The organism is Streptomyces erythrochromogenes (assembly GCF_036170895.1).
GTDB lineage: Bacteria > Actinomycetota > Actinomycetes > Streptomycetales > Streptomycetaceae > Streptomyces > Streptomyces erythrochromogenes.
On record NZ_CP108036.1, the window covers coordinates 7,018,922 to 7,032,064 of the forward strand.

Consider the following 13,143-nt stretch of genomic DNA (forward strand, 5'->3'; position numbering starts at 1 on the left):
GCGGCGCCTGACCCGCCGGTCAGCCGATGCGGCGGGCTCCCGCCGACGGTACGGCCTCCAGCACGGCCGGGGCCCCGAAGCCCGCCGCGGCGAAGGCCGCCGTCACGGTCCCGGCCACGGTCCCGGCCGCCGCGGCCGGGACCAGCGCGATCACGGAGCCGCCGAAACCGCCGCCGGTCATCCGGGCGCCCAGGGCGCCCGCTCCGACCGCGGCCTCCACCGCGAGGTCGGTCTCCGGGCAGGAGACCCGGTAGTCGTCCCGCAGGGAGGCGTGCCCGGCCGTCAGCAGCGGCCCCAGCGCCTCCGGTTCGCCCGCCGTCAGCCGGTCGACGGCCCGCCCGACCCGGGCGTTCTCGGTGACCACGTGCCGGACCAGCGGCGCGAGGGCGTCGGGCAGCCCCGCCAGGGCGCCCGGCAGCTCCGCCTCGGAGAGGTCCCGCAGGGCGGTCAGGCCCAGCAGCCCCGCCGCCCGCTCGCACCCCGCGCGCAGCGCCGCGTACGCCCCGTCGGCGAGGTCGTGTGCCACCCGGGTGTCGAGCACCAGCAGGCGCAGTCCGTGCCCGGTGAGGTCGAAGGGGACCTGGCGGACCTCCAGGCTGCGGCTGTCGAGGTGCAGGGCGCTGCCCTCGGCGCAGCAGACCGAGGCCATCTGGTCCATGACCCCGCACGGCACGCCGGCGAAGGCGTTCTCGGCGTACTGGGCCACGCGCGCCAGCTCGGGCCGCGAGAGCCCCAGCGCGTACAGCTCGTCGTAGGCGACGGCCACCGCGCACTCCAGGGCCGCGGAGGAGGACAGGCCCGCGCCCGTGGGCACGGTGCTGTCCAGGTGCACGTCGGCGCCGCCCACGGGCAGGCCCCGCTCCCGCAGCGCCCAGACCACCCCGGCGGGGTAGCGGGCCCAGCCGCCGACCGCGCCGGGGGAGAGGTCCGCCACCGCGAGCTCGGTGATCCGGCCGTCGCCCTGGGCGCTGTGCAGCCGCAGCAGCCCGTCGCCGCGGCGGCGGGCCGCCAGCACGGTGGCCTGCGGCAGCGCCATCGGGAGCGCGAAGCCGTCGTTGTAGTCGGTGTGCTCGCCGATGAGGTTGACCCGGCCCGGGGCGGCCCACACCCCTTCGGGGGCGTGGCCGTGGATCCGCTCGAACTCCCGGCGCACGGAGGCTGCTTGCCTCGCGGCCGCGGCCGCCGCCGCGGTCCCGTTCCCGGTCACAGGACCTCCCGCAGCCGCCGCGCCGCCGCCTCGGGCGTCACGTCGTTCATGAAGGCGTCCATGCCGGCTTCGGTCCCCGCCGTGTACTTGAGCTTGTCGGCGGTCCGCCGGACGGTGAACAGCTCCAGGTGCAGGGCGAGTTCCTCGCCCCCGGTGCGCGGGGCCTGGTGCCAGGCCGCGATGTAGGGGGTGGGCGCGGCCAGCCCGAAGAGCCGGTCGAAGCGGCGCAGCAGGTCCAGGTACAGGCCGGGGAACTCGGCGCGCTCCGCCTCGCTGAGCCGGGTCAGATCGGGGACCCTGCGGTGCGGGTGGAGGTGGACCTCGTACGGCCAGCGCGCGGCGTACGGGACGAAGGCCGTCCAGTGCTCCCCGGCGAGGACCACGCGTTCGGTGGCCGCGCGGGCCTCGGCGAGGATGTCCTCGAAGAGGTTGCGCCCGGTGCGGGCGCGGTGCGCGGACGCGGCGGCGAGGTGCTTGGCGGTGCGCGGGGTGGTGGTGGAGAAGGCGTAGATCTGGCCGTGCGGGTGGGCCAGCGTCACGCCGATCTCCGCGCCGCGGTTCTCGAAGCAGTACACCTGCCGCACGCCGGGGCGGGCGGACAGTTCGGCGGTGCGGTCGGTCCAGGCGTCCAGGACCAGCCGGGCCCGCTCGGGCGTGAGATCGGCGAAGCCGGCGTCGTGCTCGGGGGTGAAGCACACCACCTCGCAGCGGCCGGCCCCGCCGGCGAGGGACGGGAAGCGGTTCTCGAAGACGGCCACCTCGTAGTCGGCGGCCGGGATCTCGCTCTGCCGGCCGTCCCGTGAGGGGCAGAGCGGGCAGGCGTCCGCCGGCGGGTGGTAGGTGCGGGACTGCCGGTGGGCGGCGATGGTGACCCAGTCGCCGGTGGCAGGGTCCCGGCGGAGCTCCGGGGTGCTCTCGACCCGGTCCAGCGGGCGCGGGTCCTCGGCCCCGCGGTCCCGGCCGGGCTCGCTGTCGTAGTAGATGAGCTCGCGGCCGTCCGCGAGTTCGGTGACGGTCCTGTGCACGTGCACGTCCTCGCCTGTCTCGTCAGGGGGTGACGGCCGGGGCCGACGCGTCCTCGATCATACGGCTGTTTGCCCTGCTCCCGAAGGGGCAGGCGCCGTACGCGGGCGGAGCGGGCGTCCGACGGGCGGTACCACCGTGGAAGGGACGTGACGACGATGAGGGTGGCGTTTCTCGTGGCGCCGGAGGGCGTCGAGCAGGTCGAGCTGGAGAAGCCGTGGCAGGCCGTGAAGGACCAGGGCTGGCAGCCGCGCCTGGTGTCGACCGAGACCGGGGAGGTCCAGGCGTTCCACCACCTCGACAAGGCGGACACCTTCCCCGTCGACGACGTGGTCGGCGCCGCCGAAGCGGACGCGTACGACGCCCTGGTGCTGCCGGGTGGCGTCGCCAACCCCGACGCCCTGCGCATGGACGCGCGCGCGGTCGCCTTCGTCCAGGGCTTCTTCCGCGCCGGCCGGCCGGTGGCGGCGATCTGCCACGCCCCCTGGACGCTCGTCGAGGCCGGCACGGTCGGGGGCAGGACCGTGACGTCCTGGCCCAGCCTCGCGACCGACCTGCGCAACGCGGGCGCCACCTGGGTCGACGAGGAGGTACGGGTCTGCCGTGCGGCGCCCGGCACGCTGATCACCAGCCGCAGGCCCGACGACCTCGACGCCTTCTGCACCACCCTCGTCGACGAGTTCGGTGCCGCCTCGGCCGGACGCTGACGGACGGCCGGCGCGCGGAACGGTACGACGGCCGGCGGGGCGTGACGGGAGGTGGGTCGTGAGCGGCGGCGGTGAGGACCTTGCGGATGCGGGCGTGGGTGCGGGCGCGGACGCGGGCCGGGCCGGCTCCTGGCTGCTGGACGAGGCGCTGACCGAGACGATCCGGCGGACCGGGGCGTCCGCCGGCGGGTTCCACCTCTGGGACGGGCCGGCGCACGGTCTGTTGGCGCTCGTCGTGCTGTGCGGCGTCCCGGCCGAGGTCGCGCGGCCGTGGCACCGGATCTCCCCCGCCGCCTCCACCCCCGTGAGCGACGCCGTCCGCGAGGACCGGCTGGTCTGGATCGGCTCGCAGGAAGAGCTCGCCCACGACTACCCGCAGGCCGCCGTCAGCCTGCCCTACGAGTTCTGCCTGGCCGCGGCACCCCTGAGGGGCCGCCGGGGCTCCCACGGCGCCCTGTTCCTGCTGTGGCCCGCCGGCCACGCCCGTACGGCGAGCCTGCGCGAACAGCACCACATCACCTCGGCCGCCCGCCGCATCGCCCGGATGCTGGACCAGGCCGACGGGGTACCGGCGGTGTCCGAACTGCCCCGCGTCATCCCGGCCACACCGCCCCGCACGTACGGCGGCCGGCCCCCGCTGGCTGCCGCCGACTGGGCGGAACGCCTGCCCGAGGGAGCCCTGGCCCTGGACCTGGAGGGCCGGATCACCTTCGTGGACGGCACCGCCGAGGCCCTGCTGGGCCGAGCGTCCGGCCAGTTGCTGGGCACCTGGCCCTGGCAGTCCCTGCCCTGGCTGGACGCACCCGTGGTCGAGGACCGCTACCGCGCGGCAGTCCTCAGCCGCGAGCCGGTGGAGTTCACCGCCCTGCGCCCGCCGGACATCCCGCTGGGCTTCCAGCTCTATCCGGACTCCAGCGGCATCAGCGTCCGCATCACCCGCCCCGCCCGGCACGCGGAGAGGGCCCCGTCCGGCGCGCCCGCGGGCGCCGCCGTCCCGCAGACCGGCCGGGTCCACCAGCTCCTGCACCTCGCCGCCGCCATGACGGAGCCGGTCACCGTCCGTGACGTCGTCGAACTGGTCGCCCACCAGGTCCTGCCCGCGTTCGGGGCCGACGCCCTCGTCCTGTCCGCCGCCGACGCGGGCCGCCTGAAGATCACCGGCCACCACGGGTACGACCCGGCGGTCGTCGAGCGGCTCGACGGTCTGCCCCTGGACACCGGGCTGACTCCCGCGGGACAGGTCATGGCCACCGGCCTTCCCGCCTTCTTCGAGGACGCCGCAGCGATGGCCCACCTGCATCCCGGCGCACCGAAGATCAGCGGCAAACAGGCTTGGGCGTTCCTCCCGTTGACCGTCTCCGGCCGCCCGGTGGGCTGCTGCATCCTCTCCTACGAGCGGCCGCACGCCTTCACCGCCGACGAGCGCGCCGTCCTCACCTCCCTGGCCGGGCTCATCGCCCAGGCCCTCGACCGGGCCCGCCTGCACGACGCGGCGCACGAGCTCGCCCACGGACTCCAGCAGGCGCTCCTCCCGCACACCCTGCCCACGGTGCCGGGCCTGGAGACCGCCGCCCGCTACCTGCCCGCGAGCCACGGGATGGACATCGGAGGGGACTTCTACGACGTCGTCGTGCTGGACGACACCACCGTCGCGGCCGTCATCGGCGACGTCCAGGGGCACAACGTCGCCGCCGCTGCTCTCATGGGCCAGGTCCGTACCGCCATCCGCGCCGCCGCGGGCGCCCCGCCCGGCGCGGTCCTGGCCCGCACCGGGCGGCTCCTGGCGGGCCTGGACACCGATCTGCTCGTGTCCTGCCTCTACGTCCACATCGACCTGACGAGCAGGTGTGCGACGCTGGCCAGCGCCGGGCATCCGCCACCGCTGGTGCACGTCCCCGGGTGCCCGCCGCACCGAGTGGAGCTCGACCCCTGGCCGCTCCTCGGGGTCGGCCTCGACACTCCCTGCCCCGTCACCCGCCTGGAGCTGGAGCCGGGGACCCTCCTGACCCTCTACACCGACGGGCTGGTCGAGAAGCCCACCGCGGCCGGCATCGACGCCGAGCGCGGCACCGACGACCTCGCCGCGATCCTCGCCGACCACGACGGGGCGGACCTGGACGACCTCATCGAGGCCCTGCTGCGCGGTACCGGCGCGGCCTCGAGCCACACGGACGACATCGCGCTGCTCCTCCTGCGCGTGTGACGGGGAGGAGCAGCGCGGGGCGCCCGGCGCCCCGGCGGCCGCCGGCTACAGGTACGGGTCGAACGGGATGCCCGCCGGCTTGGCCTCCGCCAGGTGGGACGTGAAGGAGCCGTCCTTCAGACCGAAGTGCGCGCTGCCGAAGTCGGCCTGGCTGAGCTTGTCCCGGAGCGTCGCCGGGTATCCCGACCAGCCGACGAGCGTGGGGTACTGCCAGGTGCCGCGGTGGTTCTCCGGCGGTTCGTCGTTGGTGTTCGCCGCGCGGAAGCAGTGCGTTCCGACGCCGTCCTTGTGGTAGACGATCTTGGGATGGGTGCCGTCCCAGCGGATCCGGTCGCGCGCGTGGATCACGAAGTCGCCGTGCGCGGAGGTGGCGACGTACTTGGCCTCGTTGTTCTGGACCCACACCACCACGTGTTCCCAGTCGTGGCGGTGGCCGCCGAGGCTGATGCCGGGGATCGCCTGGTCCTTCTCGAAGTAGAGCGCGTAGACCACGGCGCACCAGCCGTTGTTGCACTTCCAGCGCGAGTATCCGTTGGTGTTGGCGAGGTCCGAGGCGTCCCGGCAGTTGCCGTCGAGCGCTCCGGTGGGCTTGAGCCCGCCGTTCAGGACCCCGGTCGGGCCTATGGCGGGTGTCGGGTAGCAGCCGTCGGTGTCGTAGTCGTAGGCGGGCTGGAAGGTCAGCTCGATCGCCTCGGCCTGGCCGGGCAGCGCCGGGGGTGGAGCCGCGAAGGCCACCTGGGGGACGCCGACGACGAGCGCGAGGGCGGCGCCGACGACGACGAGGGATCTGCGGATGCGACGGTTGGTCCGCACAACTGGCCTCCTGGCCTGACGGGTTCGAGGGTGGCGGGCCGATGACGGCCACCGTCGACCGACACGCCCGGAGCATCATTCGCGAACCGGGTCGTCGCGGCAAGGGTCCGGGCAGCCTCTGCTTCATCCGCAGGGAGGCCGAACTACACGTCAGAACAGGAGAGTTGAGGAGATGTCAGAAATGGCGGCACGGGTGCCGGGGCGGGGGTGGGGCGGCGGGCGGGGCGGCGGGCGGCTCCCGCGCGCAGACAAGGTCCGCCCCCGGGAGCCGGGGGCGGACCGGGACTTCGGCCGGGCGCCGTCACACGGTCACAGGCCGACCGTGTTCATGAGGATGATGGCCGCGAGGTTCAGGAGGATGACGGTGACGACGATGCCGATCGCGATCCAGGCCTTGCGTGATTCGTCCATGGGCGCGGGTCACCTCCCGACGGGGGACGCGCCGCGGCGCGGCGGTCCGGCGGCCGGACGGCACCCCGCCCGGCTTCCTCCCATGCTGACCCCGCCGCGCGCGGAGCGCAGGTCGGCCCCCCGCCCCGGTCCTGCCGGGGCCGGCGAAGCGCGGTCAGCCCACCCAGGTGCCCGTCATGCCGAGCACGGCCGAGCCGTCCTGGTCCGTCAGCTTGGTCGCGGTGAAGTCGCGGGCCCACTGCGAGGTCTGGATGCGGAAGGCGGGGCGGTCGGCGGTCAGTGCCTCCATGACGGCCTCGGCCGCGCCGGCCGGGGTCTGGGCCGCACCTTCCGTGAACTGGCTGACCGTGCGGTCGATGTAGGTGCGCAGCGCGTCGGCGTACGGTCCGGCCGCGGCGATCCGGGCGCCGAGGTCCAGCCCGATGTTGTTGACGAACTCGGTCGCCACCGCGCCCGGCTCGATGACGGACACGCTCACGCCCAGGGTGCTCGCGACGGGCGCCAGGCTCTCCATGTACCCCTCCACCGCGAACTTCGCGGCGCAGTAGGCCTCGTTGAAGGGCTGGCCGATGACGCCGCCGACGCTCGTGACGGTGATCAGGCGGCCGCCGGTGGCCCGGAGGTGGGGGAGTGCCGCCTTGGAGACGTTGAGCACGCCGAAGAAGTTGACCTCCATGACCTCGCGGACGTCGGCCACGGATTCCAGCTCCAGGGTGCCGAGGTGTCCGGCGCCTGCGTTGTTCACGACGGCGTCCAGTCGGCCGTAGTCGGCGATCACGCCGTCCACGGCGGCGGTGACGGACTCCTCGTCGACGACGTCGAGGCGGCGGATGTCGATCTCGACGCCGGCCTCGGCGGCGGCCTTGCGCAGGGCGGCGGCCCGGCCGGTGTCGCGCAGCGTGGCCACCGTGCGCCATCCGGCGCGGGCCGCGGCGACGGCCGCGGCCAGCCCGATGCCGGAGGAGGTGCCGGTGATCAGGACGGTACGGAGGGAGGTGTCGGCGGTGGTCGCGGCGGGAGCGGTGGGGAGCGTGGACATGGCGTACCTCGGAGAGATCGGATTTATGTGCGTGCACACACACTTTAAAGTTATGTGCGTGCACACGCAACCTCTAGACTGTGCGGCATGCCGAAGAAGCTCACAGAAGCCGAGATGCCGGCGGCCGACTACGCCTTCTACGGGCTGGTCTGGGCCGGCACGACGATGACGGACCGCGTGGACAAGGCCCTGGTCAAGGCGCACGACCTGCCCGTGTCCTGGTTCGAGGTCATGCTGTGGCTGGCGTCCAGCCCCGAGCCGGTGCCCGCCTCCGTCCTCGGGAACAGCACCCTGCTCAGCCGCAGCCAGGTCTCCCGGGTCGTGGACGCCCTGCAGAGCCGGGGCCTGGTGACCCGTACGCCGTCGGCGCGCGACGCCCGCTCCGTGGAGGTCTCGCTCACACCGGCCGGACGCACCGTCTTCGCCGCGGCGGACGCCACCCGGCGCGAGGCCCTGGCGCCGGTCTTCACGGACCTCCTCGACGCGGAGGACCTGGAGACCCTCGGCACGGTCTGGCGCAAACTCAAGGCCGCCGCCAAGGCCGCTCCCTAGACCGCTTTCCTCGGGGTGTGCACCCCTGCGAGGCACCCGGTACGGCGTTACGGTTTTCAAGGGAGGCCGTCCAGGTGAGGAGGCCGAAAATGCTGGTGGACACGCTGGCTGCCCTGGCAATGGCGGGCGGTACGGCCGTGGTGCAGGCTGCGGGCACCGAGGCGTGGGCCGGGTTCCGGCAGGCGGTCGCGCGCTGGTTCGGGCGTGGTGACGCCGCCCGGGAGCGGGCAGAGCTGGAGCGGCTGGATCAGACCGCAACGGCGCTGCGAACAGCGGATCCGGCCCAGGCCGAGCGTGCGCGCATCAGCCAGGAAGCGTCCTGGCAGGCCCGGATCGGGGCCGTGCTGGAGAACCTGGACGAGGAAGAACGCGGCGAGGCGGCCGACCGGCTGCGCGCCCTGCTGGCCGATCACACTCCGGACGTCCGGGTGACGGCGGCGTCGGGCGGGCTGGCCGCCGGCGGCAACGTGGACATCCGTGCCGAGCACGGGTCCATCGCGGCCGGTGTCATCGACGGGGGTGCGTCCGTCGGCCCCCCTCCGACGCCGGATCCGCCCGCGGAGTAGGCGGATCGGAGAGCTCCGGCCGGCTCTCCCACCCGGCGCCGAACTCCCTTTGCGCACCAGGGGGCATCGCGGCCAGCGACCACAGTCTGGCCGTCGGCCGGGCCGGCAGGGTCGAGTTCCACGCCGCACCGCGTCCCCCTGTCACCTGGCCGCACCAGGTCGGCGTCCTGCCCAGGGAAGCCGAGTGCTTCCAGGACCGTGCCACCGCTGGAAAACTGGGCGCAGGGACGGCGGGCGGGAGCGGGACCGACGGAGCCGAGGTGCCCTACCAGGTGTTGGTCGGCCTCGGTGGAGTCGGCAAGACCCAGCTCGCTGCCCACCATGCCCGCACTCTGTGGCAGACGGCTCGGCTGGACCTGCTGGTATGGGTCACTGCAGCCACCCGCGACGCGGTCGTCACCGGCTACGCCCAGGCCGCGGCCGAGATCCTCGGCGCGGACCCCGCCAGCCCGGAGTCCGCCGCGTGCTCGTTCCTGGCCTGGTTGGAGCCCAAACCCACCGCGGTGCGCCGTTGGCTGGTCGTGTTGGACGACCTTGCAGATCCCGCCGACCTGCGGAACCTGTGGCCCCCCGCCAGCCCCCACGGGCGCACCCTGATCACCACCCGCCGCCGCGACGCCGCGCTGATCGGGCACGGCCGACGACTGGTACCGATGGGGCTGTTCACAGAGGAAGAGGCCGTCGCCTACCTCACCACGGCCCTCGCCGCGCACGACCGCCACGAGCCCGCCGACGAACTCCTCGGCCTCGCCGAGGACCTCGGCCACCTGCCCCTGGCGCTTTCTCAGGCAGTCGCCTACCTCACCGACGGCCACGTGGACTGTGCCACCTATCGGCACCGGCTGTCCGACCGTGCGCGCACCCTGTCCGACGCGCTGCCCGACCCGTCCGGGCTGCCCGACGACCAGGCCACCACAGTCGCCGCCGCTTGGTCCCTGTCCATCGAGTGCGCCGACCGCCTCCCACCGGCCCGGCTCGCCCGGCCCATGCTGCAGCTCGCCTCGATGCTCGACCCCAACGGCATCCCCGGCGCCGTCCTGACCAGCCCGCCGGCCCTGGACCACCTCGCCCGGTGCCGGGGTGCCGTTCCGGGGCGGACGGACGCCCCAGAGGTCACGGTCTGGGACGCGACCCGGGCACTGCGTGCGCTGCACCGCCTCAGCCTGATCGACCACGCCCCCGACAGCGCGCACCACACGGTCCGCGTGCACCAGCTCCTCCAACGTGCCATCCGCGACCTCCTGCCCGCGGAGCAGCACGACCGGCTCGCACGAACGGCCGCCGACGCCCTGATCGCCGCCTGGCCCGACATCGAACGCGACACCACCCTCGTCCAGGCCCTGCGCGCCGGCTCCGAGGCGCTCACCCTCCACGCCGAGGACGCCCTCTACCGGCCCGATGCCCACCCCGTCCTCCTCCGCAACGGTTTGAGCCTCGGTGAGGCCGGCCAGGTCGCGGCCGCGCTCCACCACATCCGCCGTGTGGCCGATGCCGCCCGGGACAAGCTGGGCCCCGACCACCTCGACGCCCTCGCCGCCCGGAGCCACCTCGGCTCGTGGCGGGGGGCGGCCGGGGAGGCGGCGGAGGCCGCTGCGTCATTCGAGGAGCTGCACGAAGACCTGGAGCGCGCGGTAGGGCCCGACCACCCCGACACCCTGGTGGCTCGGGGCAAGCTCGCCTACTGGCGGGGAGAGGCCGGTGACGCGGCGGGCGCCGCCGCGGCGTTCGAGGAGTTGCTCGCGGACCGGATGCGGGTGCTGGGACCTGATGACCCCGACACCCTGATCACCAGGGGCAACCTCGCCTTCTTGCGGGGGGAGGCGGGGGACGCTGCGGGAGCGGCCACGGCGTTCGAGGAGTTGCTCGCGGACCGGATGCGGGTGCTGGGGCCCGATCACCCCGACACCCTCTGCACCCGTGGCAACCTCGCCTCGTGGCGAGGGGAGGCAGGGGACGCTGCGGGAGCGGCCACCGCGTTCGAGGAGCTGCTGACGGACCTGGAGCGCGTACTGGGGCCCGACCATGCCGACACCCTCTGCACCCGGAGCAGCATCGCCTCGTGGCGAGGGGAGGCAGGGGACGCTGCGGGAGCGGCCACCGCGTTCGAGGAGCTGCTGACGGACCTGGAGCGCGTACTGGGGCCCGACCACCCCGCCGCGCTCTCCACCCGGGGCAACCTCGCGTACTGGCAGGGGAGGGCGGGCGACCCGGCGGCGGCCTCTCAGGCCTTCGAAGACCTGCTCGCGGATCTGGAACGCGTACTGGGGCCCGATCATCCCGACGTTCTCGGCACGCGGGACGGCTTCGCCTACTGGCGGGGGCGCCGACCGTGGCGGCTGATCACCAACAGGATCAGGTCCGTGGCCCGCGACGACTGACGGTCACGCGGCCGCCGTCGTCATCCGGCCGGCTGCCCTGCCTTCAGAACCCCGCACGGTCGCCCTCGCACTCCGGGCGTCTCTTCACTGCCTCCGCGCCTGGCGGCCGCGTGCCCAGGCCGGGCGGCGGCGGGACGTACGGGGACGGCGCAGCCTGCGGCCGGACGGGGCCGCCGCGGCCAGCGCGAACGACACGGTGATGTGCGCGCCGCCCAGCGGGCCGCGCGTGATGCGCATGGAGCCGCCCGTGGCGGTCGCCGCCCGCTGCGCGATGTCGAGACCCAGTCCGGTGGATCCGGTGCTGCTCCCGCGGGACAGGGCCCGGTCCGGTTCGGGGATGCCGGGGCCGCCGTCCTCCACGACCAGCTCCACGGCCTGGGCGGTGCGGACGACCTGGACGCCGAACGGGGTCCCCGGCGCGGTGTGCCGGAAGATGTTGCCGATCAGCGCGTCCACCACGGCGGCGATGTCGTCGTCGGAGAGGCTGACGGCCGTCGGCTCCTGGGTCAGGTCGAGGGTGCAGGACCGGTTCTGCTGTTCCGCCAGGACCGTCCAGAAGGCGGTGCGGCGGCGTACGACCTCGGCCGCCTCGCAGCGCGGACCGGACGCCCCCGCACCGGCAGCGGCGTGGCCCGCGGCCGGTTCCGTACCGAGCAGGCCCTGGCCCATGGGGCCCACGGCGAGAGGGGTGCGCGCCGCGGCGATGATGGCCTGGAGCTCCGTCTCCAGCTCGCCGACCGCCGCCTCGACCCTGGCCGACTCCGGCGTGCCGGCCATCCGCTCCGACGCGAGGTGCAGGGCGGTCAGCGGGGTCCGCAGCCGGTGCGACAGGTCGGCGACGAGTTCGCGTTCGACGGCGAGCAGCTCGGTCATCCGGTGGGCCATGGCGTTGAAGGCGACGCCCGCGTCGCGCAGCTCCTTGGGGCCCATCGGGTCCACACGGGTGTCCAGGTCGCCCTGGCCGAGCGCGTGGGACGCCTGCGCCAGCCGCTTCGAGGACCGGACGACCTTCGCCCCGAGGCGGTCGGCGACCAGGACGGAACCGCCGACCAGCCCCACCGCGAGGAAGAGCATGACCGCCCACGATTCCTTTACCCCGCGGGTGAGTTCCGCCTCGGGGACGAAGTTCTCGATGACGGCGACCTGGTCGCCGGGGAGCACCACCGGCTGGAGGCAGATCCAGCCGTCCGGGATCTCCTGGGAGATGGACTCGCGTCCCTGCTGGGCCCGTTCGAGCAGGGCTGCCGGGGCCTTGGAGGTGCCGAGGGGCCCGGAGCCCGGCAGGTGCACGACCAGGTAGTCGGCCGCGTCCAGGCTCGCCGCGGACTCCCGCAGCGCGTTCGGGTCCGTGGTCAGGGTGAGGACGGGGGCCAGGGCGGCGGCGCGCTGCTCGGCGGCGTTGACGCCCTGCTCCTTGACCAGCGACATCACCAGCGCGGCCAGCGGTATGAGGAAGGAGAGGGCGACCATGGAGGTCACGGCGAGGGCCACTCCGGCCAGTGAGCGCCTCACCGCGGGGCCACCAGTTTGATGCCCACGCCGCGGACGGTCAGCAGGTAGCGCGGGGCCGCCGCGCGCTCGCCGAGCTTGCGCCGCAAGGACGACAGGTGGACGTCGACGGTCTGGTCGTCCACGTACGGCTCCCGCCAGACCTCGGTCAGCAGACGGCGTTTGGAGACGACCTGGCCCGAGTGGTGGGCGAGGAAGGCCAGCAGGTCGAACTCGCGGCGGGTGAGGCGCAGCTCCCGCCCTGCCAGGTACGCGGTGCGCGCACCCGGGTCCACCGCCAGCTCGCCCACGACGGTGGCCCGCAGCGGTTCGGCCGCCGCCGCGACGGGTGCGCCCGCGGCGCCGGCGCCGGCGGGCGGGACGTGGCTGGTGCGCCGCAGGACGGCGGACAGGCGCGCGACGAGCTGCCCCCCGGAGAAGGGCTTGACCAGGTAGTCGTCCGCGCCGGCGTTGAGGATCTTGATGATCTCCGACTCGTCGTCACGGGCGGTGGCCACCAGTACGGGCACGGAGGATATGCCCCGGATCATGCGCAGTGCGTCCCCTCCGTCCAGATCCGGCAGCCCCAGGTCGAGGACCACGGCGTCGACCGGCGTCTGGGTGACCTCGCGCAGGGCACTGAACCCGTCGGCGGCGCTGCGTACGGCATACCCGTGTTCCGACAGGACCTCGATCAGTGACTGGCGGATGCTGGGGTCGTCTTCCACGACCAGGACGCTCGGCATGCGGACACCT

Annotated in this window: 11 protein-coding genes; 5 read left to right on the top strand and 6 right to left on the bottom strand. The window is 74.3% G+C overall.

The window, feature by feature from the left end; genetic code table 11:
* Positions 1-19: 19 nt before the first annotated feature.
* Entirely contained in the window at positions 20-1,207 is a 1,188-nt protein-coding gene (gene galK, locus OHA91_RS32130) for a galactokinase (protein WP_408059199.1), read from the bottom strand.
* Positions 1,204-2,232 carry a galactose-1-phosphate uridylyltransferase gene (galT, locus tag OHA91_RS32135; protein ID WP_031156468.1) on the bottom strand — a complete coding sequence of 343 codons (1,029 nt, stop codon included), beginning with the start codon at positions 2,230-2,232 and terminating at the stop codon, positions 1,204-1,206. Before galT ends, galK begins: the two co-directional genes overlap by 4 nt.
* A 156-nt stretch (positions 2,233-2,388) precedes the next feature.
* On the opposite strand from galT, the gene OHA91_RS32140 reads away from it, so the two are divergent.
* Both OHA91_RS32140 and OHA91_RS32145 read left to right on the top strand, forming a co-directional pair.
* Positions 2,389-2,937 (top strand): type 1 glutamine amidotransferase domain-containing protein, encoded by a 549-nt coding sequence (locus tag OHA91_RS32140; RefSeq protein WP_031156470.1) that lies wholly within the window; start codon positions 2,389-2,391, stop codon positions 2,935-2,937.
* Positions 2,938-2,995: 58 nt separating this feature from the next.
* Positions 2,996-5,140 (top strand): SpoIIE family protein phosphatase, encoded by a 2,145-nt coding sequence (locus tag OHA91_RS32145; RefSeq protein ID WP_408059200.1) that lies wholly within the window; start codon positions 2,996-2,998, stop codon positions 5,138-5,140.
* 45 nt (positions 5,141-5,185) lie between these two features.
* Here OHA91_RS32145 and OHA91_RS32150 read toward each other — a convergent pair whose 3' ends face one another.
* Both OHA91_RS32150 and OHA91_RS32155 read right to left on the bottom strand, forming a co-directional pair.
* A complete protein-coding gene (locus OHA91_RS32150; RefSeq protein WP_328740506.1) occupies positions 5,186-5,953 on the bottom strand; it encodes an NPP1 family protein in 768 nt (255 codons plus the stop codon).
* A gap of 565 nt (positions 5,954-6,518) precedes the next feature.
* The gene (locus OHA91_RS32155; RefSeq protein WP_051893641.1) at positions 6,519-7,403 is read right to left on the bottom strand and encodes an SDR family NAD(P)-dependent oxidoreductase; all 885 of its coding nucleotides are present in this window, start codon (positions 7,401-7,403) and stop codon (positions 6,519-6,521) included.
* A gap of 87 nt (positions 7,404-7,490) precedes the next feature.
* Here OHA91_RS32155 and OHA91_RS32160 point away from each other — a divergent pair, with 87 nt between their 5' ends.
* From OHA91_RS32160 to OHA91_RS32170, 3 genes are all read left to right on the top strand, one after another.
* On the top strand, positions 7,491-7,955 hold the full coding sequence (locus OHA91_RS32160) for a MarR family winged helix-turn-helix transcriptional regulator (protein ID WP_328740507.1): 465 nt from the start codon (positions 7,491-7,493) through the stop codon (positions 7,953-7,955).
* An 89-nt stretch (positions 7,956-8,044) separates the two neighbouring features.
* Positions 8,045-8,521: a hypothetical protein gene (locus OHA91_RS32165; RefSeq protein WP_266503475.1), complete on the top strand. Its 477-nt coding sequence runs from the start codon at positions 8,045-8,047 to the stop codon at positions 8,519-8,521.
* A 260-nt stretch (positions 8,522-8,781) separates the two neighbouring features.
* Positions 8,782-10,899 (top strand): tetratricopeptide repeat protein, encoded by a 2,118-nt coding sequence (locus OHA91_RS32170; RefSeq protein WP_266503476.1) that lies wholly within the window; start codon positions 8,782-8,784, stop codon positions 10,897-10,899.
* An 84-nt stretch (positions 10,900-10,983) separates the two neighbouring features.
* Here OHA91_RS32170 and OHA91_RS32175 read toward each other — a convergent pair whose 3' ends face one another.
* Both OHA91_RS32175 and OHA91_RS32180 read right to left on the bottom strand, forming a co-directional pair.
* Positions 10,984-12,411 (bottom strand): HAMP domain-containing sensor histidine kinase, encoded by a 1,428-nt coding sequence (locus OHA91_RS32175; RefSeq protein WP_328740508.1) that lies wholly within the window; start codon positions 12,409-12,411, stop codon positions 10,984-10,986.
* Positions 12,408-13,133 carry a response regulator transcription factor gene (locus OHA91_RS32180; RefSeq protein WP_031156480.1) on the bottom strand — a complete coding sequence of 242 codons (726 nt, stop codon included), beginning with the start codon at positions 13,131-13,133 and terminating at the stop codon, positions 12,408-12,410. Before OHA91_RS32180 ends, OHA91_RS32175 begins: the two co-directional genes overlap by 4 nt.
* Positions 13,134-13,143 lie beyond the last annotated feature (10 nt).